The organism is Saccharothrix sp. ST-888, assembly GCF_000955975.1.
Classification (GTDB): Bacteria; Actinomycetota; Actinomycetes; order Streptomycetales; family Streptomycetaceae; genus Kitasatospora.
On sequence record NZ_JYJF01001165.1, the window covers coordinates 1 to 221 of the forward strand.

General features: G+C 73.8%; 1 protein-coding gene. It reads left to right on the plus strand.

Annotated features, from left to right (window positions below; all coding sequences use genetic code 11):
• A partial coding sequence (locus UK12_RS36090) for a beta-ketoacyl synthase N-terminal-like domain-containing protein (RefSeq protein WP_045307462.1) occupies nt 1-221 on the plus strand: 221 nt, incomplete at both ends.

A 221-nucleotide genomic window follows, 5' to 3' on the forward strand; every position in this document is an offset into this window, starting at 1 on the left:
CAGCCGTCAGCGCGGCCTGTCGGCCGACGGCCGCTGCAAGGCGTTCTCGGCGGACGCTGACGGCACCGGCTGGGGCGAGGGCGTCGGCATGCTGCTCGTGGAGCGCCTGTCGGACGCGCGGAGCAACGGCCACCAGGTGCTGGCGATCGTCCGTGGTTCCGCCGTCAACCAGGACGGTGCGTCGAACGGCCTGACCGCCCCGAACGGTCCGTCGCAGCAGC